The organism is Agrobacterium sp. LY4 (assembly GCF_001526585.1).
In the GTDB taxonomy this organism is placed as follows: domain Bacteria; phylum Pseudomonadota; class Alphaproteobacteria; order Rhizobiales; family Rhizobiaceae; genus Agrobacterium; species Agrobacterium leguminum.
Window position 1 is genome coordinate 1 of record NZ_ASYA01000027.1, and the last position, 19,876, is coordinate 19,876.

Genomic DNA, 19,876 nt, shown 5'->3' on the forward strand with positions numbered 1-19,876 from the left:
GTGGGTTCGAATCCCACCCTCTCCGCCATAATCTGCCTTAGGGTTTAAGGTTTTTCTGAGATCTGACGCATTGCTGGATTTTTGGTCTTGGCCGTAAGAATCGCTGGGATAATTTGCCCGCCACACTTTCGGCACTACGTCAATTGGCAGATTCTGCAAATCAGGATAGAATCAGTAAAATCGAAAATCTGGAGCACGTGAATGGCCTACAGCCAGCCAGTTGAATGCGGTCTCAGTAAAGGGTCTGTTGACGCTTTGGCTGCGGACATCGCTCGCCAAATTGGCTACGAGCCCGGCGGCGACTTGTATCCAGTCATAAAGCAGTTGAACGGCCGTGTGGTGGTAAACAGCTTGTGGGACGCCGCTGACGCCACATCCGGCTCGATCAAGATTGAAGAAGACGGTTCATTCGTCATCGCGCTTGCTTCCCATACAGGGATGGAGCGCGATAGGTTTACCATTGCTCACGAACTGGGGCACTATGTTCTCCATTTCCTATGGCCGAGACAGCAGGGACAGAACATTGGTGCAATCGAGGCTCGGCGCTATGGAACGGGTAGGGTTGAGTGGGAAGCAAATTGGTTTGCTGCGGGATTTCTAATGCCTGCCGATGCATTTCGAGTAGCCTGGGGCGAGCTTGAGGGGGTTCTCGGCCAACTAGCAAACCGTTTTGGCGTGTCAACGGAGGCCGCAAGGGTTCGAGCGGAAACGTTGGGCCTGAATTAACAAATGTCTGCCTCCTCCACGTATGACGGGCCATTAATCTCTGTTCTCAGGTTGTTTCTTAGCGTTGATCTCGTTGGATCAACGGCTTTCAAGCAAGCGAACCAGCGCGCTTTCAAGGAAGATACGAAAGCTGCTATTGAGTCCGTTGCGGAGCCTTGGTTCTCGCCCATTGCGCAATTTTACAAAGAGATAGAGCGATTGTTCGCTCGTGAGTGGCAGTCCTATGTAGATGGAGCAGCAAAAAGGCTTGCTTGGCCAACCGGGCCCGCTCCAGAGTTGTGGAAAAGTGCCGGCGATGAACTCTTATACGTTAAGATATTGACTGATCATAGAGAGGCTTTAGCGTGTATTCTGTGTTGGAAAAGGGCAATTGACGAGTATAGAATAAAGCTACGAAAACAATATCCCTCTCTCGATTTAAAATCTACTGCCTGGCTTGCAGGTTTTCCTATAACTAATACTGAGGTAGTTTTTAGTAAGCGTGTTGTTGATGGAGAGATACAGGACGATGATGATCCTGTGTATGTAAATATCGAACTCCTCCATAAATACCATCAGAATCCTGATGACCCAAACTTAACAAAAGACTTCATTGGGCCTTCTGTGGATTCTGGATTTCGCCTGTGCGGACTGAGTGATGCCCGGAAGTTCGTAATCTCCGTCGATCTAGCCCTGATGATAGTCCACGCGATCCGTGCTCGACCATCGGGCGCCGATGAGATGGACCTAACTATACACTACCAAGGACGGGTGCAGTTGAAGGGAGTTTTAGGTGGCCGTTCATACCCCGTGTTCTGGATTGATATGGCCGTCGATTCCGGGCTTGAGAAACTGGAAGATAAGCTTCTAGAATTTCAGTCCCGTAACACGGATGACATTAAGTCATTTTGTGAAGAATTCTTTAAATCGCATTCATCCAATATTATGATCCCTTACATCGATGGAAATTCTGATAAATACTTCGGAAATATACCTGAAAATCACGTCATAAAGCTAAAATTGCTCAGAGAATACTGGACGAACGAAAGTCAGAAACGTTTGGAGGAGAGGAATGCGCTTAAATCTGCCGGTGACGGTGTCGAGATTGAAGATAATCAAATTGAAAGTCTACTAAAGACGATGCTGGCAGCGAAAAAGCCTGAGAAATAGCGAAGTCACTCATTCACGACTCCGCACTTCACTTTGTTATCATGGCGTCTTACCCCATTTTTGGTAAGCATTATGCCTGTGGTGCTGAAGAAATTCATGATGCTCATCCTGCAACCCGACAACTTTTTTATCTTCAAGTTTTGCAAGACCCGCTCGCTCGAGATCAGCTGCAGCCATACCCGAAACATTTATCCAGGTGCCATCACTAGATAGAGTAATCAAGTGAGCGTCAAATGCGGCGTCAAATGCAGCAGACAATAGAAGACCATTATATGGGTTAAGGCGTTCTTTGTCTGTCGCCGCTGCCCAGGCAACAATATGCGACGCTCGCAATAATTTTTGCTCCAGCAAACCGGTCGCACAGCATTTACCTTGCCACATATCGATGAGGGATTGACGAAATTGACCCTGTCCAACGCGTGCCTCGATGATTGCTTTCTTCGTTGTCGACTTTTCTCCGCTTGCAGCTAACTTACCGCCTGCCGCTGCTGCTTCGACAGCACGATCGAGCTCACCAGGACGCTGAGTTTCCAAGGCCATGCGAATTCTCTCGAAAAATTCGGGCGCATCTGCGCCAGGAAGTGGCGCGAAATAGACCTGTTTGCCTTTAAGAATCCCCGCCTTGTTCACGAAAAATGGGCTTCTGTGCGCCTTATAACGAAACAGTCCTTGAATCATCTCGGCTCGCGAAACGCGTTGAAAAAAGCGAATGAATTCTATTGGCAAAGACCAACCAATTGAATGCCAGGTATCAGCTTTAGGAAAGCTCTCTGGACGAACGCTGTCGGATATGGGAGCGCTCTTCGCGATCGCTATGCCCTCGATATATCCGTCTCTTCCGACAAGAATAAACTCGCCGGGTCTCACGTCTCGTATTGTGGACCAATGCCATTGAGGCGCTCCCAGCTTATGGTTCTTGAGCACTGTTCGGTTAGGGCACCATAGGACGCCAGCATTTATCTGCGCTCTGAACCGCGCGCCTGTGTTTACCCACCATATATTCATGCTGTGCCTCTATTCACTAACGTTGCGTAGTCGCTCACCTTGCCTCCACGCTCTTTCAAACTGCAGGAAGTATTTGTCGGTAGAGGAGCATTTCAAGGTGCGCCTCAAGGCTTGGGGATGGTGAATTCATGGAAATCCCTCAGTCCAAGCTGATTATCTTGGCGGGTGCAAACCGTTCCAGCTTTTTCAATCCGGATACCATTCCTTTGCCCGGCGTGGGCGTTCCGACCGCGCCTTTCAGCCAACATTCCTTCTTTGGCTTAATATACGTGAAGGCCACGCACTGCTTCTCATCGATGCAAGCCAGACGACATTCCAGAGGAGTCTTCGCCGAACGTTCTGGACGCCGGGATAAATCGCCACCGGGTAAATCGACGTCATCAAACAGCGCTGATTGCGGATCGATCGTTCCAAGCGTGATGGCAGATGGATCTGCTTCGGCTCCACTCAGAAAGCGGCCCGAAAAAGCAACGCTATTTCCATCGGCTCGTCCCGCGCTCGATTTCAGGAAGCAGTTCGGCCCTCTCTTGATTTTAGGATTGGCATTGTATGTGAAAGCTTTGCACTGGCCATCCATAATCAGGCAGCGTTGAGCACATTCGCTAGCGTCGGCGACACGCTGCGATGAGATGTCGTCACCGAAGAGGTCCAGCCCGGTGTAGATAGCAATGCGATTGGGTCGCCGGGTAAATTCGTCGAGGGTCGACAGTTTTGCCTGCTGTTTTGAGTCTGGCGCAGAGGGCGACGTGGGACCATCTCCCAGAAGGTTCGCATTACTTGGTTTCTGGTCACTATCTTGGCCAGCGACTGCAACGGGAACGTCGACAATCGTCGGCGTCGTTGATTGTTCCTGCGCCGTTCGATTGAGCTTGTATTTATCCACCTCGTCTTGGCTGAATATATGCATATCATCAGGCGGCGTCTTAAACATGACGTGCATGACGTCCACGGGCGTCCCAAAGCGATTGAGGACTTCGATAATGTCCGAGATCGCGAGTTGTGCGCCTACGAGGTCCGGCGAGTCGGACGAAATCTGATGAACACCCAAGGCTCCATCGACCTTCCGCTCATTACCGGCGAGAAAGACGAACGAACAGGCTGATAAGCACTTGCTTTCTTTTGGAATGTAGGTCGCCAGCTTACGTTGATGGATATCGTCCGCAATGAGCAAACCCATCTGGACATTACCACCGGGGCTATTGAGGGTGACGAGCTTCGCATTTGGCGCTGCTTGGAGCGCGCGGCGAAAATTTAGGCCTGAATTGACGTCGATATCGCCATTCAATGCGATCACGTCCGGATTTGCGTCACTTACAGCAAAAGGGCCGAATGTTCTCTCTCCGGCAAATGCTCCGGAAAAAGTTGCCACCAAAATAACGCTAGCGCTAACAAAGCGAAGTAATCCACGCATACGCAATACCCTTTACCCATGCATATCAAACTATACTGACGCCGCGCGTGCAAGGCGCTCAATCATAAATCGCCTATGATTTTGATTGCAGTTAAAGCGTGTGATTGCTGCGCCGGGATAATCCTTGGCCCCCTCGACGGGGCATCCTACGCATGATCGACAACAAATGTTGGAGATCACGATGGCGACAATCAGAAAACTCAGAGGGCGCTGGCAAGCACAGGTGCGACGGCGCGGTATGAAGCCGCGCTGCAAGAGCTTCGACACGAAGCTCGAAGCTGAGAAGTGGGCGCGCGACCTCGAGGCACAGGTCGATAGGTTCGGCGCGGCCCCAGACACGAAAATCCTTGAAAGCACGACGCTTGGGCAGCTTCTCGAACGATATCAGCGCGAAGTCTCTCCCCTCAAGCGCGGCTCGGTCCAAGAGATACAGCGTATCGATGTGTTGCGCCGCCACGATCTTGCTCACCGGACGATGATCGGCCTGAGCCAACAGGACATTGCGTCGTTCCGTGACGAGCGGCTTCAGAGTGTAGCATCATCTACTGCTGTCCGTGAGCTTGCGATCCTTAGCCACGTCCTTGAGGTCGCCATCCGTGATTGGGGTCTGCCACTCGCAAAGAACGTCGTGAAGTTGGTTCGCCGTCCGGTCATCCGCAATGAACGGAGCCGTCGCCTCGCATCCGACGAGGAGCAACGGCTGCTCGATGCTTGCGACGCCGGAAAAATACCTTTTCTCCGCACAATGTTGGTCGTTGCCGTTGAAACCGGGATGCGCCGTGGCGAGCTTCTCGGACTGAAGTGGAGTGATTTCTCTCACAATCGTCGTGTGCTTTCGCTCGCTCTTACCAAAAATGGTTCCGGTCGTGAGGTTCCCTTGTCACAGCGGGCATTCGATACGCTGCTAGCTTGGAAGGAACACCCGCCCGTGGATCAGTCTATGATTTTCCCGATGCGTGCCGGGACGCTGGAACAGGCTTGGAGACGATTGCTGATACGTGCCGGAATTAAGGGACTTCGCTTTCATGATCTACGGCATGAAGGTGTCAGTCGCCTGTTCGAACGCGGTTTGAATGTCATTGAGGTCAGCAGCATCAGCGGACATAAGGAGCTACGCATGTTGAAAAGATACACGCACCTCGCTGCTGACGATCTCGTGGCGCGCCTTGGGTAGGCGATCCACGAACTGTTTGCGCTGTTGCTCTGCGCCGGAGGACAGCGAAGTCCTAGAAAAATTCGCTATAGTCGAAAGGGATGCCTTGGGTTGCCACCGAGTTTCAGAAGCCAAACCACCTCTCCTGCGAGCAGACCGATATTTACATTCCGACAAATAAGTGGCGTTGGACGCGCTGGAACAGCTGTAAATCCACCGGAATAGCAAGCGGGACTGGCAACGGGCTTCTTACGAACAATAAGAGACTCGTTTCCCCTATCTTTGCGTTAAGTTGACGCTAAACCGGCGATTTTTCAGTTTTTTCCCTGAATTCACGCGATTTTGTCTCCTAATCTAACCAAGTCTTCTGAGAACGCTAAAATCATTCTGCTTGAGGTGATGTTCGCTTTGATTAAACCACCAGTATTCTGACTATATGAAACAAATCTGCGAGCTTCTTCTGCGCTGGTCTCCCGTTCGCTCTGGGTTGCTCTAGGGAGGCGAACAGACAGAAGTCGGTGGAAGTAGCTATTTTGCGCTTGTGCGAGCCCTTGGCAATCCTCGTTCAAATGAGGATATGGTGGGTGCAGACGCACTGATTTGAAAGCTGTTGTTGAAAATGAAGCCAAGGTTGCCGGGAATGCTCGTCCCGTTGATTGCTGCAAAATCCAAATCCCTAGTCGGCTATCTCGATTACCGCCGAGAGGATTTGTCGAATACGCAAGCCCGCCTTTCCGGTAGATATTCTATTCGACCAGTATTAGATTTCGAACGGTTCAAGGCTCGTGCTGTCATCGATTGGATCACGCTCCGGGTGACGCTCGACCGCAACACTCAATTTCAATGGTTGCAACGAGAAATCGAACCAATTGGTGGCCGGCGGAGCTATGTGGAGAATGTTGACGGCGACAACACAGCCTCCTCGAACTGTTTCGATATCAGATTTCAAGAGCCGGAGATTGCCACTGTTCTAAAATCAATTGCTGCCGTCCGAGCCAAATTTGGCTTGGCGCTCGAACCTTCAGTCCGCGGCATTGAGATTAGCGTGGATTTTATTCCCAAGACACCCGATGATCTCCTACGCGCTCGTATGGTCCGGGTGTTGATGAACCATCTTCAAGTGCGCCCAGATGTAACGACAAATGTCCGGGATAGGCCGAGGACGGTTTGGGGCAGAGGCCCTGATTTCACCCAACGCTTGCTTTACGACTCTAGGCATTTGACGCCCGCTGAGAATGAGCAATTTTTGCTGGAAACGGACAGAGATCGCGCACCCAATGTAGACGGAACCTTGGAAGTGGGCGAGAAGGAGGCCTCTGTCCGGTGGCGCGTTATGGACAAGGTAATTGATACGCAAAACATATCCGCCGGAACATTTGTCCTACTCGATGAGAAGTCAAAAAGAGCTAGGGTCGAAGTCACGTTGGCTCATCCGGAAACAGAGAATATTGGCATTGGCTCGTTGAATGATCTCAGGACGTTCAGCTTCACAAAGCTTCAAGGAAAGTATTTCCAGTTCGCTCTTCCCACGTTTGCTGCTGAACCGGTAAGGGCTTCAAAGAGGCAAGCGCTAGCTGCTGCGAGTAATCCGGAGCGAGCGGCGAAATTCTCGAAGACTGGAGTAATTGGCCTGAAGGCTATGGATGCGACGAGAGACGACGCTAGGCGGAATTTGCGACGCAGAGTAATGCACCACATTCATGCAAGTGGTCTCCGGATGAGCGTCCTGAACAGAAATGCGCAGGGAGCGACCAGCACATTCGTGGCCTTTGAGGATTTGAATCAACGGGTCAGGGTCGCTTTAAGAAACCTTGGTAAGCGTGTTGGCGACGGATTTTCGTCTGCTCCCTAGTGGGTGAAGAGTGAGTAGGTTTCCTGTATCGACATATGCAGTAACCCATATAGAAGTTATTAGGCCGACGGAACCAAGCACTCCCCGCCCGCCCAAGCGTCACAATGCTTTTCTTCAGACCGCATAAATAAGCGAGCAATCTTTTTTAGTCAGAAAAACTTGCAAAAATCGGAAAGCAGGCCTTCTGATCTCGTGTCCCGATTTCAATGGAGCAGGTGATCTCCTCGCCACGCTTTTCACCAGCGAGTCACCTGAGCGCGTTTGTATTCAGACAAGCAATTACGCATCCTGATTGCCGGAGCCAGCCAGTGAGCTTCCCTGACTCAATGAGAGGCATCCAGACGCTGGGCGTCCACCCTGAGAGTCCTGAGCAATGTCCGTGGGTGAATTCCATGTTGTTTCGCGATGGCTTCGGCGGTCGCTGAACCATTCGCTAAAGCCTGTCGAGCCTCCCGGCGCTGATCGTCTGTCATTGCAGGGCGACGACCGATGCGGCTCCCACGAGCACGAGCGGCAGCCATGCCTGCGCGCGTCCGTTCGCTAATCAGCGACCGCTCGAACTCGGCCATCGATGCGAGAACGTGCAGCAAGAGCCGACCGGCTGGCGTGCCGGTGTCCAAGCTCTCGCTCAACGACCGGAACTCCACTCCGCGCTCATTGAGGTCACGAATGAGTTTGAGCAATTCGAAGAGAGATCGACCCAAACGGTCAAGACGCCAGACGACGACGGTATCGCCCTTACGAAGCTTTCGCAGCAAACGTGTTAGTCCAGGTCGGGAGAAATCAGCGCCGGAATATCCTTCGTCGGTAAGGACATCGATGCATCCCGCCGCTCTCAGCGCCGACATTTGAAGGTCAAGGCTTTGTTCTATGGTGCTGACACGGGCATATCCAAGAACGCTCATTCTCTCCGCCATCTGTTACTATCGGTGCAATTATTCCGAGCAGAATACCCGGTAAGCCCTTGATTAAAAGGAACCTTTTTGTGCGCTGTGGATTTTCTGTTGACCGAGAAAACGGCTCCGAGGGATATCAGTGCGTTAGCGTCGTTCGCCAGAACGTGGTTCGTTATGACGGAACCCTTCCTTTTCGTGCGGTGCCTACATCGCGAAACCTATGGAGGGTCAGGTGCTCAGCAAAAAAATGGCAAGAATGTTTGTTCTAACCGCAACGGCGCTGACCACGTCAATATGTGTGCTCAGCAGTCCGGCGGTTGCAGGCCCGCTAGACACCGCTTACTCGAATGCGATGGTTCCTTACGTCGTGCTGAAACGCGGTTCCGTCGAATGTGGAAAACCCGCCGGAGAGCACATCTCCTACAAGACTCGTCTGCTTGGCATCCTCGGTCGTGTTCCAAGCATCGATTTGATTGCAGCCGACAGAGAAATCGAGCGGGCATTTGAGCGGGAGGCACCTAGGACGAGCTACACAGAATGCTCGGACGCGCTTTTGCTACGTTATCATAATGCTCTCAACTCCGATGCAGAAAGAGCTTTGCAATATCTTTCAGAGCAGGTGAGTGAGCTCAGGTAGCAAAGGTTCTCTAGATTACTAGGTCTTCGCGTTTTGAAATTCTAAACAACCCCACGGCGTCGGTTACGAACGTCTGCCATGGCCAGACAACTGAGGTGCGGACGCGTATGTCTGAACATCGACCCATGATAAAGTTTATCAGTTCCGCAAGCGGCAAATTACTATACCGAAGGCCACACAACTTCGCCGCTAACTCAGACACGATTAATAAAATCAATAATTTATTAAAATCCTTAAAAATCCACTGGAAATCCTGTTTTTTTTGATATCAATAAATAAGTCCTGAAACCGAAAAAAGGGACTAAAAATGCAGCCGCACCAACAAACGACCGCGATCCCCGCGCTTGAGCTTTCTGATTTCAGCCTAGACCTTCTTGATCCCGATCTTCGTAAATACGTTGATTGGGAAGGAAATTATGGTCCGGTCTTCGATCATCCACTTTACCGCGACCCAATTATGTTGATGACCGCGGCGATTCCAGCTGACTATCCAGCAGGCTCAGCCTCGCCGGCCGGTTTAGGCCGCATCAACCAGATCGTTGATCTGAAACAGCGGAGCCTTGAGAAATATAAGCTTCGCCAAGACTGGAGAAGTTATGTGTTCACCTTTCATCGCCCATATCGGGTTGACGCGCTGCTTACGATAATACGCAGTGTTGGTGCTTCGCGCCTGTGGCCACTGATTGGTGATGTTTGGCGAGACTCGGAATCGAATATGCCGTCTCGTGTTGAATGGGCTGAAATTTGGTCCCACGCGTATGGTAAACAAGGTGGCTTTAGGCCGGAATTCTGCAGGGTCATGAGCGCCAAAGAGCGGCGCTTTTACAAAGCGTTGCCAGAAACTATCACAGTCTACCGCGGGTGTTTCGACGCGAGCGACACGATGGCTTATTCGTGGACGCTAGACCGCGAGATGGCGGAGTGGTTCGCCCGCCGTAAGCGTAGCCAAGAGAATCCTGTGGTTGCTAAAATGGATGTGCACAAGTCAAACGTGCTAGCCTACTTTGCGGGCAGAAATGAATCTGAGGTAGTGATCGACTTCAACTTTGGAGGTGAAGATTACGAGATTGAAATCATCGAATTGCCGGCAGAGAACGAAGCACCGGTCGCCGCCTAACATTGCGTCCGCCATTGTAAGACAGAGAAGCTCGCGAACGGCGAGCTTCGGATACTTCGCACTCTCGAGCCTACGCCTCCCTGCGTCGTCACAGTCGCTTAAGCCGTTGAAGATCATTAATGGTCTCAAATGGCGAGCCACGGATTCAATTATTCAAACCTGTCAGTGCACTGAAAAAGGTCGGAGTTTCAAAAGCTGCAATACAACGGTCGCCTGCACCAAGCCAGCCAGCAAGCTCCCCTGAGTCAAACAGCGCTACGCCAGAGCCAACCTGTTCTTCTCAAGCGCTTCCTGCGCCCATCCTGCCCATTGATCCTGGGGTGGCAGCCAAAACCAGCCGCCTTTATCGTCGCCCACGACCTCAGCTTCGCCAGTTGCGGCGCATCCCGCAGTGAGTAAGCAGATCCATGCAGCCCGCTTTTCGTGGTCGCGCTCGTCAAGAACTGCGGTCATCAGCTCAGCATTCTTCCATCCAATCCTTGGGAAGAGGTCCGCGAGGACACAGCTCTCGACTGCATGCTCATACAGCCAATCAAACTTCTTACGTTTACCTGCTTTCGGCAGGGCAAAACGTGCATCTGGCAACAGCACACCCAGAAAGGCGTTTGGAAATGCTTCGATAATGAACGTGTCCTGGCGGATCGCGTTCGATACGCCTGTGTTATGTTCAGCCAGGTGGAGCACTTGACTTGCCGTCTCAGCAGCAGCAAGTCGCAGATCCTTACCATAACCATGATTGCTTAGGCCCGGCTTACATCGCGTCTGGAATGCGCCGCGAATGAATAGGCGTTCGCACGACCGGTCCAAGCTATCATCGGAACCGACAGGGACGAGCGGCCCGTCGATGGCTATCACAGAGAACTTCGTAGACGCTGGAATGTGCTGGCTACGACGGTCCCAATCCGAATGCGTCCTGGCTGCTCCAAACTCGCCGTTCTTGCTCCAGGCGATGCCAGTGGTCGGCCTTGATTTCGAAAAGCCCACGTCGATGCCGAGGAGCGCTGTCTCGTTGAGATTGATCATATGACACACTTCGCAAGATCCCCAAAAATCAGTCTGATTATCTCACCGTCTCCACCTTCTCCCAGCCCAGCATGTGCTCGTTCTTGTCGAGCCATGCCTTACGCTCCTGCCAGTCCGGCAGAACCCGTCCGACGAAATCCCAAAACGCCGGTTCGTGGTTGCGGTGCTTCAGATGGCACATCTCATGGACCACAGCGTATTCCAGCACGGGCTTCGGGGCGAAGATCAGGTGCCAGTTGAGATTGATCTGGCGGTCCTGGCCGCAGCTGCCCCACATGTGCTTCTGGTCCTTGATCTGCACGCCGCGAGGCTTAAGCCCGTGGCGCTTACCATGCCTGCGGACGAAGTCGCGGGCGTCATCGCGCACCCGGCGTTTCAGCCACAGCCTCAGCGCGCACTCGATGACGGCGTCGGAGGATTCAGGGGGCAGACCAGAGGGCATACGGATATGGAAGCCGTTGCGGAAGCTGACCTCGACCAGCGAGCCCTCGAAGGGTTCGATGGTGAGCTTGGCCATCCGCCCACGGTAGGGAATCTTGGCACCGGTGACGAACTGGTAGACGCGTGTCTGCGCCTTGGCGCGCTCGGCCATGTGCTGCACGGTCTCGATGATCCAGGCGCGCCTGCGATCCAGCACTGCGCAGATCTGTTCGTCGGTCGCTCCTTCCGGCACCAGCAGCTCGAAGGACTTTGGCGTAACGCTGAGACTCGCCTTGCGGGCCTTGGGCGATCGCCGCAGGGTGTATTCGATCTCTTGGCTGCCGATGCGATAGACGGCCATGTCACTGCCCCGCGAAGTGCTTGAGGGCGTAGGCCTCGACCTCTTCTGGGATCTCCCTGAGCTGAGTGAGGCCAGCCAGATGTGCCATCGAACGCACCTGCTGGCGCAGGCTCTTCCGCAGTCCGTCCTTCTGCCACCAGCCTGATGGAGCGGTCACGGGGTCGGTGTAGAGACCCTCCAGCTGGATCGCCAGATCCTCGCCCTCCGGCCCCGAGGTAAAGCCTTTGAGGATCTGCAGGATGCCATAGGTGCCGGGAGAAAGACCTGCCTCGACATGCGCGGCATCTTCGGCGGTGATGTCCTTCGCCAGCTCTTCCGCAGCCTTCAGCTTTTCGCCCCAAGAGAGCTGCGCACTTTCGAGCTTTTCCAGAAGCTGGCGAAGGCGCTCGGAGAACTTGCCATATTGATGCGGGCTGTCGTCGATGCGCTCGGTAACGGTCTTGCGCAGCTCCGTCGTCTTGCGGATCGCCGCCGTCATCAGGTCTTCCTCGGTCTTGGCCTCGGGATCGAAATCCTCCCAGAACTCCGGGTCCGTAATGTGGCGCAGCTTGACCGTGACGCTCAGGCCCGTCGCCTCCAGATGCTTCTCCAACATCTCACGGATCTTCTCGCTGTAGTTCATCTGATCGAAGGCCTGACGCTTTTCGAAGTGCTGTGTGCCATAGAGCAGGAAGTTGGCGACCCACTTTAGATCGGCGGTGAACTCCAGGACGCTTGGGTCCGGGCTCAGCGTTTCATAGAGCGCGATGAAGCTGCGGGCTTTCGCCTTGAAGTCGAACCATTTGTCCTCGGTGCCGAGCAGCCTCACTAAGGCATCATATTCTGCCTTCAGCGCGTCCCTGTCGCTCGCCTTGCGTTTCAGCGGCTTCATAGATGCGGCGACGGCAGATTGAGCTGCTCGCAGTTGGTTGCGCAGATCATCCAGGTCGCGCATGGCGTTCTTCACGTCATCGGCGCGGTAGGAGGAGAGCGCCTCCTCCAGATGGCCGGAAACCCCGATATAATCTACGATCAGCCCGTTTCGCTTCCTGGCGTCGGAGACGCGGTTGGTGCGGGCGATCGCCTGCAGCAACCCGTGCTCCTTCAGCGGCTTGTCGAGATACATGACGCTTTCTATAGGGCAGTCGAAGCCGGTCAAAAGCTTGTCGCAGACGATCAGGAACTGCGGGGCATCGCCCTTGCGGCCAAAGGCCTTCTTCGCCAGCTTCTCGGCCTCGGCATCCAAATAATGCGCCTTCAGCTCGGTGCGGATCGCCTGCTTGTGAGCATCTTCGCTCGGCTTGCTGTCTTCCTGGTTGATAGAATAGACGCAAGCTAACATGTCGTTTGCACGTGACCACGCATAAGAAGAAATAGCTTCTTCAACGAAAAGCGCATATTCAGGCTGCCAAAATCTGTAAAAGCGTGATCGGAAATCATCGTCATCGATACTATGAGCTTGTGTGTCAGCTACTGCTATCGATGTCAGTAAGGCGATCAGTCCGATCGCTTCTTGCTTAAGTCGGGAAACAGCTTTCAGACCGGGCGCTGCAAGGTCTTCGGGGTGCATCAAGTTTGAATCAGTTTTATTTAGCAACTCTCTGAACGCAGCAATCCCTCGAGCCTTGGCATCCTCAGCAATCACCTTTGTCAGGGCCTGCTTGTAGAGGATGACCGCCTCGCGATCGATGGCGACAATCTGGGCTTTGAACCCATCGGGCTGGGCATAGGCTTTGAAATGCGTCCAGATATCATACGCGATCAGCTCGATGCGGCGTGGATGCTTGACCAGATCCTCGATCTGCACGCCGCGCTTCTTGATCTCGTTGAGCTTGTCGTCGTTCAGCTCGGCAAACCAGGTGTCGAACAGGATGTCGATCTTTGCCTCGTCGATATGCCATTCAGTCTTGCGGCCGGTATAATAGATCGGCACGGTCGCGCCATCGGCTACGGCGTCATCGATGCCATATTTGTCCAGGTAGCCCTCACCGACAACGCCGAAATTCTCATAGGTGTTCTTGTCGTCCTTCTTCACCGGCGTGCCGGTAAAGCCAAAGAAGCTGGCGTTGGGCAGCGTCGCGCGCAGATAGGCGCCGAGATCCTTCTCCTGGGTGCGGTGCGCCTCGTCCACCATAACGATCCAGTTCTCGGAATTGGCGACCGGTTCTTTCGAACCCTGGAATTTGAAGATGGTGGAAAGCGCCGTGTGCCCGTCCTTGCCACTACGAATTAGCGCGTGAAGATCCTTGATGCTCTCGATTGCCGTCGGATTCGGCAACCCGCAGGCGACAAAGGTGCCGCTAATCTGGGAATGCAAGTCCACCCGGTCGGTCAGAATCAGAATGTTCGGGTTAGTCAGCGCTTCGGATTGAATTGTCCGGTGCGTCTTAAGCTTCAGCGCCGCAAACACCATGGTCAGCGATTTGCCGCTGCCTTGGGTGTGCCAGATCAACCCCTGCCGGTGTTTGCCACCGATCACGCGATCAACGATGCGATTGACGGCGCGGAACTGCTGGTAGCGGCAGATCTTCTTGATCGTGCCGGTCTCGGTCTTTTCGAACACGACGTAATGCGCGATCAGGTCCAGCAGCCGGCCAGGCTCCAGCAGGCACCAGAGGCCTTTGGCAAGCGTGTCGGGAAAATCACCCTCCACCTTCGGCCACGGGTCACGCCACTCGGCAAAGTATTTGGAGCCGGACCCGGTCGCGCCATAAAGCACCAGTGCACCGTCAGTGACGATATTGAAGACATTGGAGAAGAACAGGCGCGGAATGTCCTGCTCATATTGCCTGATCTGCTCGAAGGCTTCGCCGGTCTTGTCCTTTACGTTCAGCGGGCTTTTTGCTTCGATCACGACCAGCGGAATACCGTTCACATATACAACGACATCAGGCTTGCGCGTGTTCTCCGCCTTCACCCTGAGCTGATGCGTGACGGTGAACTGGTTGTTGGCGGGGTCGAGAAAATCGATCACCCGCAGCGTCTGGCGCGTTTCCTGGCCGGTCACCTTGCGGGCATAGTCCCCGCGCAGCACCTTTAGCCAGGTCTCGTTGTCGCTGATCGCGGCAAGCTCGCCATAGGCGGCTTCGGCAGAGGCGCGGTCTATCCCGTTGATGCGCATCAGCGCCTCGATCAGCTGCGGGCGAAACAGAACCTGGTTCTCGCCTTCGCGCGAACTGGCCTGCTCCGCTGGGGCGACGAAGCCATAGCCCATAGTCTTGAGATGCTCGATGGTCGGGCGCTCGGCAAAATACCATTCGGGGCCGTGGCTCATGGGTCGCTTACTCCGCTGCCATGGGTAGGGCGTCGATGACGCGCTTGCGGCCGGTGAGGAGGTCGGACATCAGAGAAGATTTGAGTGATATCATTCTCGCTAGCTCGACGCCGGTATCAGCCATACTCGCGTTCATCGCTCGAATGCCTCGACTAATATTCTGCTGCTCTTCTAACGGGGGGACTACCACCGGCATGGGCCTTAAATGTTGGAGATTTATATTCTTTTGAGCGTTCTGGGTCGCTTGGCGGTCCAGAGAGACTTTTTGCAATACCAAATACTCCCTCAACCAGTCTGCTTCTATGCCGTGATGCGGAACGATCCCCACCACACTGTCAGGGCAACAGACGGGATAGGTTGTAATTGCGGTATCTCCGATATTGGCAGCAATCGTGATGAGAATTGTTCCGCTCGGGAATTCCTTGCTAACGGCTCTGCCTAGCTGATTAAGTGTCTGCGAGTGCTTAGTAAGCAGACCATCCGAGGAAACTACATCGCCAGTTTGAACAAACGGAATATCGCCACCAAAGTAACGAGGATCATTTCGAGGACGAACTGAAAACTTGCCTCTATCGATATCGGCGATTTCCTCAAGGCGTCTCACACACCACCCCTCCGGAATCTCCCCGATCTCCGTCTGCCGGAAGCGTGTGTGGCCAATGCCTTTGTTGAGGAGGCGTTCCAGCACGCCCTGCTTGACCTTTCTCGTCTGCTCGATCACCGCCCGCGTTGTCGCAATGGCCTCATCGACGCTAGAGAGGATTTCGGCGATGCGGTGCTGTTCGTAGAATGGCGGGAGAGGCAGTGTCAGCTTCGACAGATCGCCCCGATTGATAGCGTCGAATGTGCTTCCCTGAGATACCGAATGCAACTGTGGCGCGGAAAAGTGGAGGGCGTGCCAGAGGAACGAAGTATCAATTTTCCTTGCTCTAATTGCTCCAAGCCCTCGACCGATGACACACCGACTAGGCGCAATGTTCAGTTCGCCTACGGGCGCCCGGACGCTTATTAAAATATCTCCCTCCTCAGCCAATCGAGGGCCAGTTACAGCCCATCTCCGCGGGCTAGGATAACGCTCCCCGAATTCAGCGTTTCCTTGAAAAAAAGGCAGACCAATCCCATGCTCGTTCGTTTCGGATGAGTTGGGTGATTGACCTAGCGATAAGTCCGCCACATCACTCAGCCTAGCTGCTCTCCATCCCTCCGGAACCTCACGCGACATAGCCCAGCTCCCGCAGAAAGCCCATCATCCGCGTTTCAGCCGCATCGCGCTCGGCCTGGAGCTCCACCAGCTTTTCCACTTCCGCCGCGACATCGACCTCTTCAGTCTTCTCGCCCAGATGCACATAGCGGCTGATATTGAGGTTGAAGTCGTTCGCTTCGATCTCACTCACAGGCACTACCCGCGCCAACCGCTCAGCATCGGCGAAGTCGCCATAGGCCTTTGCCAGCGCGGCGACATTTGCCTCCGACAGATGGTTCTGTGCTTTGCCTTCAACGAAACGTTCGGCGCCGTTGACGATCAGGATCTGGCCCTTGCGCGCCGCCGGTTTCTGTTTGCGCAGGATCAGGATGCAGGCCGGAATGCCCGCGCCATAAAACAGATTCGGCGCCAAGCCGATGACGGCCTCGATCAGATCATCCTGGATCAGCCCCTCGCGGATCTTGCCCTCCGCGCCACCGCGAAACAGCACGCCATGCGGCAGCACCACGCCGCAGACGCCATCTTCCTTGAGGCTCGCCACCATATGCTGCACGAAGGCGAGGTCGCCATAGGATTTCGGCGGGCAGCCATAACGGTCGCGGCCATAGGCATCGCCCTTCGACCAGACGTCATGACCCCAGCTTTTCAGCGAAAAGGGCGGGTTGGCCAGCACCCGGTCGAAGGTGCGAATGGCCTTCACGCTATCGCCCGTCAGGTGCTTCGGCTCCAGCAGCGTATCGCCGCGCGCCACCTGCGCGTCGTCGATGTCATGCAGGAACAGGTTCATCTGGCATATGGCCCAGGTATTGAGGTTCCGCTCCTGCCCGAACAGCGACAGGCTTTCGGGGTTCTTGCCCTGCCTTTCCAGATGATGCACGGCTTCCAGCAGCATGCCGCCCGAGCCGCACGTGGGGTCATAGATGGACATGCCTTCTTCCGGCTTCAGGCACTCGACAATCAGCCGCACGACCATCTTCGGCGTGTAGAATTCGCCGCCCTTCTTCCCGGCATCATCTGCAAACTGGGCGATCAGATATTCATAGGCCTGACCCAGCACATCCGGCTCGACATCGCCGTTGCGCAGCCGGTAGGTCTCGAAATGCTGGAGCAGCTTTTCCAGCATGGCATCCGGAAAGCGCTCCTTGTTGTTAAAGTCGACATCCTGGAAGACGCCGCGCAGCTTCATGTTCGCGTCTTCAATGGCGCGGAAGGCCGCGTTCAGATGGGTGCCGATGTCGGTCGTGTGCTTGCGGACATGTTTCCAGAAATGGCTCCTGGGAATATCGAAGCGGTGCTCATCTGGATCAGCCGCCAGATCGGCATCATGGTAGCGCGCCAGCCGTTCCTCATACTCCTCCTCCCAGACATCCGAGAGGCGCTTGAAGAACAGAAGACCGAAAATGTAGTGCTTGTAATCGCCGGAATCGATCGATCCCCGCAAGATATCCGCCGCCCGCCAGAGATGGTTTTCCAGCTGCGAAAGGCTCAAAGTCGTCACGTTACATATTCCCCGTCATGCTCAGCGCTCACAATATCAAATCGGAGCCGCGTGGCAATTTATCTGGACAACGGCGTTAAGGCGAATAGAACTTTGTGTGCAATTTCTGATCCTTATCGGAGTAAATTTTGAGCGATATCAAGCTGTTTCATTTTAATGGTGGCCAAGTGACGGAGCTTGCCGGTGCTGCCGTCCAGGTCGAGAAATCGCTCCAGAACTCATTCGAGGCAAACCTGGAAGCTCTCCTTGGAATTCGATTTCTCGCCAGCGAACATTCAACTGGTGCAGTCCACGGCGGCAGGATCGATACGCTGGGTGTGGATGAAGACAATTCGCCCGTCATCATCGAGTATAAGCGTTCGGTCAATGAGAATGTCATCAATCAAGGGCTCTTCTACCTCGATTGGTTGCTTGATCATCGCAAGGAGTTTCAATGGCTGGTAATGGAGCGCCTGGGGCCGGAGGTAGCCAGAGCCGTAGATTGGACCTCGCCGCGTCTGCTTTGTATTGCCGGCGATTTTACGCGATATGACGAGCACGCAGTCAAGCAGATTGCACGAAACATCGAACTTATCCGTTACCGTAAGTTTGGTGACGACCTGCTGATGATTGAGCTTGTCCACGCACCCAAGTCCGCGCGAGTGAGTGTGACCAAGGCATCGGCTGAACCGAAAGCTGCTGATCAATCAACGGAGGTAGGACAGACCAACGATCCCTATCTCAGTCAACGGATGAGTTACCGCCTATCGCAGTCATCGCCAGATCTGCGAGACATCTACGATGCTGTCTACCAATTCCTTGTCGGGCTCGGGGACGATGTCCAAGTCAAGGAACTCAAACTCTACACAGCGTTTAAACGGCTCAAGAATTTCGTTTGCGTTGAGATTTATCCTCAATCGCGCACTGTGACACTATTTCTGAAGCTGGACCCCGACAAGGTCGATCTCGACGAAGGCTTTACACGTGACGTGCGTAATGTCGGTCACTTTGGGACCGGCGATCTTCAGGTGACGTTGAGGACAATGGCGGACTTCGAAAAAGCAAACCCATTATTGCGACTGGCGTATGAGGATGGATGACATGAGTAAACTGTTCGAAAACGCCGTAGTGTCGATACAGCTAGGCGTTGAGGATTACCAGGCCAATGACCCTCGTCGAGCGATCTCGGCGGTCAGAAATTTCTACGCTGGAGTGCTCTTACTAGCCAAAGAGGCGCTCGTGCGGGCGGCGCCCGATGCGGATATGGAAGACCTCATTGCTGCCAAATACAAGCCGGTTCCCGATGGAAAAGGTGGCGTTGAGCTTGTGCCTGAGGGGCACAACACCATTGATTTCGTGACGATAGGAAAACGGCTCAAAGATTTTGGACTGCCAATCGATCAGAAATCCTTAGAGGAACTCAATCGTATTAGAAACGACGTGGAGCACCTTTTCACTCAGAAGCCTGGAGAAGCTGTGCGAGAGGCAATAGCGAATGCTTTTCCAGTAGTTGTGCAGCTATTCGAGCATATTGACGAGCTGCCGGGGACACACCTTGGTGATGCCTGGCCAATTATGCTTGAAGCGAAGGCGCTTTATGAGAAAGAGCTAAAGGCGTGTAGAGAAACGTTTTCCGCAGTCAACTGGATATCAGGAACCATTGCAGAAGATGGATTGGTTTGTCCAAATTGCGATTCGAAGTTAGTTCGTCAATCAGATCCAGCAAACAGCAAGCAAGCGAGTATCGAACTTTTCTGTCGGGCGTGTGAAACAGAGCCAAATATCGAGAAAACCATCGAAGTCTCGTTGACCGAAGCACTGAAAGGCGAAGTCTATCTAAGGATCAAGGACTCAGGAGAAGACGGTCCGCAATACCACTGCATGGAATGCGGAAATGATACATACGTGGATTTCGAGGGCACCTGCGCCGTCTGTGGTTACGAATATGGGGACGAGGACTGCTACCGATGCGGTAATTCAATTTCTCTCAGTGAGAGAATCCACAATGACCACGAAGGGTTGTGTGGATACTGCGGGTATGTCTACGACAAGGTGATGAGCGAATAGTGGTCGACGGAGGCGCACCTCCGCCACAGTTATGTCGGAACCATTTCTATCTTGGGCGATAAAATGGCTGTGGCTATGAACTGCCCGCTTACCACAGCGCATGCGGAGAGGTGGCAGAGTGGTCG

16 protein-coding genes are annotated in these 19,876 nt (G+C 53.8%); 8 read left to right on the plus strand and 8 right to left on the minus strand.

The genetic code is table 11. The annotated features are described in order from the left end of the window. The first annotated feature begins 201 nt into the window (after positions 1-201). Complete coding sequence (locus L904_RS19980; protein ID WP_020813525.1) at positions 202-726, plus strand: ImmA/IrrE family metallo-endopeptidase; 525 nt, start codon at positions 202-204, stop codon at positions 724-726. Between the two features lie 3 nt (positions 727-729). After that, the gene (locus tag L904_RS19985; RefSeq protein WP_020813524.1) at positions 730-1,875 is read left to right on the plus strand and encodes a hypothetical protein; all 1,146 of its coding nucleotides are present in this window, start codon (positions 730-732) and stop codon (positions 1,873-1,875) included. 39 nt (positions 1,876-1,914) lie between these two features. On the opposite strand, the gene L904_RS19990 is transcribed toward L904_RS19985, so the two are convergent. Further along, positions 1,915-2,742 (minus strand): HNH endonuclease, encoded by an 828-nt coding sequence (locus L904_RS19990; RefSeq protein ID WP_162144100.1) that lies wholly within the window; start codon positions 2,740-2,742, stop codon positions 1,915-1,917. A gap of 277 nt (positions 2,743-3,019) precedes the next feature. Next, a complete protein-coding gene (locus tag L904_RS19995; protein ID WP_035262390.1) occupies positions 3,020-4,291 on the minus strand; it encodes a PAN domain-containing protein in 1,272 nt (423 codons plus the stop codon). Between the two features lie 181 nt (positions 4,292-4,472). On the opposite strand from L904_RS19995, the gene L904_RS20000 reads away from it, so the two are divergent. Together L904_RS20000 and L904_RS20005 are read left to right on the plus strand one after the other, a co-directional pair. Further along, entirely contained in the window at positions 4,473-5,465 is a 993-nt protein-coding gene (locus tag L904_RS20000) for a site-specific integrase (RefSeq protein WP_020813521.1), read from the plus strand. A gap of 598 nt (positions 5,466-6,063) precedes the next feature. Further along, entirely contained in the window at positions 6,064-7,296 is a 1,233-nt protein-coding gene (locus L904_RS20005) for a hypothetical protein (RefSeq protein WP_155246313.1), read from the plus strand. 323 nt (positions 7,297-7,619) lie between these two features. Here L904_RS20005 and L904_RS20010 read toward each other — a convergent pair whose 3' ends face one another. Beyond that, positions 7,620-8,201 carry a recombinase family protein gene (locus tag L904_RS20010; RefSeq protein ID WP_031234572.1) on the minus strand — a complete coding sequence of 194 codons (582 nt, stop codon included), beginning with the start codon at positions 8,199-8,201 and terminating at the stop codon, positions 7,620-7,622. A gap of 223 nt (positions 8,202-8,424) precedes the next feature. Between L904_RS20010 and L904_RS20015 the strand changes: the two genes are divergently transcribed. Beyond that, positions 8,425-8,829: a hypothetical protein gene (locus L904_RS20015; RefSeq protein ID WP_155246312.1), complete on the plus strand. Its 405-nt coding sequence runs from the start codon at positions 8,425-8,427 to the stop codon at positions 8,827-8,829. A 307-nt stretch (positions 8,830-9,136) separates the two neighbouring features. Next, positions 9,137-9,946 carry a hypothetical protein gene (locus L904_RS20020; RefSeq protein WP_020813517.1) on the plus strand — a complete coding sequence of 270 codons (810 nt, stop codon included), beginning with the start codon at positions 9,137-9,139 and terminating at the stop codon, positions 9,944-9,946. A 255-nt stretch (positions 9,947-10,201) separates the two neighbouring features. On the opposite strand, the gene L904_RS20025 is transcribed toward L904_RS20020, so the two are convergent. Genes L904_RS20025 through L904_RS20045 form a run of 5 tightly spaced genes read right to left on the minus strand, consistent with a single transcriptional unit; the run spans position 10,202 to position 17,705 of the window. Further along, on the minus strand, positions 10,202-10,969 hold the full coding sequence (locus tag L904_RS20025; RefSeq protein WP_020813516.1) for a DUF429 domain-containing protein: 768 nt from the start codon (positions 10,967-10,969) through the stop codon (positions 10,202-10,204). Positions 10,970-11,006: 37 nt separating this feature from the next. Beyond that, the gene (locus tag L904_RS20030; protein ID WP_020813515.1) at positions 11,007-11,750 is read right to left on the minus strand and encodes a M48 family metallopeptidase; all 744 of its coding nucleotides are present in this window, start codon (positions 11,748-11,750) and stop codon (positions 11,007-11,009) included. 1 nt (position 11,751) lies between these two features. Continuing rightward, a complete protein-coding gene (locus L904_RS28440; RefSeq protein WP_020813514.1) occupies positions 11,752-15,003 on the minus strand; it encodes a type I restriction endonuclease subunit R in 3,252 nt (1,083 codons plus the stop codon). A 7-nt stretch (positions 15,004-15,010) separates the two neighbouring features. Continuing rightward, positions 15,011-16,225, minus strand: a complete 1,215-nt coding sequence (locus L904_RS20040; protein WP_080657683.1) for a restriction endonuclease subunit S — start codon at positions 16,223-16,225, stop codon at positions 15,011-15,013. Next, positions 16,215-17,705, minus strand: a complete 1,491-nt coding sequence (locus L904_RS20045) for a type I restriction-modification system subunit M (RefSeq protein WP_031234570.1) — start codon at positions 17,703-17,705, stop codon at positions 16,215-16,217. The genes L904_RS20040 and L904_RS20045 overlap by 11 nt, the downstream gene beginning before the upstream one ends. 128 nt (positions 17,706-17,833) lie before the next feature. Between L904_RS20045 and L904_RS20050 the strand changes: the two genes are divergently transcribed. Then, positions 17,834-18,784 (plus strand): DUF5655 domain-containing protein, encoded by a 951-nt coding sequence (locus L904_RS20050; protein WP_020813511.1) that lies wholly within the window; start codon positions 17,834-17,836, stop codon positions 18,782-18,784. Between the two features lies 1 nt (position 18,785). Further along, positions 18,786-19,751: a hypothetical protein gene (locus L904_RS20055; protein ID WP_031234569.1), complete on the plus strand. Its 966-nt coding sequence runs from the start codon at positions 18,786-18,788 to the stop codon at positions 19,749-19,751. Positions 19,752-19,876: the final 125 nt, after the last annotated feature.

Coding starts and splice junctions, on each gene's coding strand:
- L904_RS19980 (WP_020813525.1), top strand. CDS start 202: ATGGCCTACAGCCAGCCAGTTGAATGCGGTCTCAGTAAAGGGTCTGTT.
- L904_RS19985 (WP_020813524.1), top strand. CDS start 730: ATGTCTGCCTCCTCCACGTATGACGGGCCATTAATCTCTGTTCTCAGG.
- L904_RS19995 (WP_035262390.1), bottom strand. CDS start 4,291: ATGCGTGGATTACTTCGCTTTGTTAGCGCTAGCGTTATTTTGGTGGCA.
- L904_RS20000 (WP_020813521.1), top strand. CDS start 4,473: ATGGCGACAATCAGAAAACTCAGAGGGCGCTGGCAAGCACAGGTGCGA.
- L904_RS20005 (WP_155246313.1), top strand. CDS start 6,064: ATGAAGCCAAGGTTGCCGGGAATGCTCGTCCCGTTGATTGCTGCAAAA.
- L904_RS20010 (WP_031234572.1), bottom strand. CDS start 8,201: ATGAGCGTTCTTGGATATGCCCGTGTCAGCACCATAGAACAAAGCCTT.
- L904_RS20020 (WP_020813517.1), top strand. CDS start 9,137: ATGCAGCCGCACCAACAAACGACCGCGATCCCCGCGCTTGAGCTTTCT.
- L904_RS20025 (WP_020813516.1), bottom strand. CDS start 10,969: ATGATCAATCTCAACGAGACAGCGCTCCTCGGCATCGACGTGGGCTTT.
- L904_RS20030 (WP_020813515.1), bottom strand. CDS start 11,750: ATGGCCGTCTATCGCATCGGCAGCCAAGAGATCGAATACACCCTGCGG.
- L904_RS28440 (WP_020813514.1), bottom strand. CDS start 15,003: ATGAGCCACGGCCCCGAATGGTATTTTGCCGAGCGCCCGACCATCGAG.
- L904_RS20040 (WP_080657683.1), bottom strand. CDS start 16,225: ATGTCGCGTGAGGTTCCGGAGGGATGGAGAGCAGCTAGGCTGAGTGAT.
- L904_RS20055 (WP_031234569.1), top strand. CDS start 18,786: ATGAGTAAACTGTTCGAAAACGCCGTAGTGTCGATACAGCTAGGCGTT.